This is a genomic window from Streptococcus sp. DD04, from assembly GCF_001578725.1.
Taxonomy (GTDB): Bacteria; Bacillota; Bacilli; order Lactobacillales; family Streptococcaceae; genus Streptococcus; species Streptococcus sinensis.
Map to the genome: position 1 here is coordinate 1 of NZ_KQ969016.1, position 322 is coordinate 322.

Below are 322 nucleotides of genomic sequence, written 5' to 3' on the forward strand. Positions count from 1 at the left end.
ATAATGTTCTCGTAGTTCTTGAGAGTAAGAGAGAATCTTTTCAAGAATCTCTTGATTTGTCAAGTGCATGCGAAAAGTTGGGCGATAAAAGCGTTTATCGCTGAGTTTCCGGCTATCTTGTTGGATCAGTTTCCAGTAGCGTTTCAGCGCTTTGTATTCGTGCGATTTTCGATCCAATTGATTCATGATTTGAACACGAACACGACTCATAGCCCGGCTGAGATGTTGCACAATGTGAAAGCGATCGAGGACGATTTTAGCGCATGGAAAAAGTTGTCTAGCCAAGTCATAGTAGGGACTAAACATGTCCATGGTAATGACT

1 protein-coding gene is annotated in these 322 nt (G+C 41.9%); it reads right to left on the minus strand.

Features of this window, described 5'->3' with window-relative positions; all coding sequences use genetic code 11:
* Positions 1–322 (minus strand): transposase (locus STRDD04_RS10325; RefSeq protein ID WP_197460105.1); only part of this gene is annotated, 322 nt, incomplete at both ends.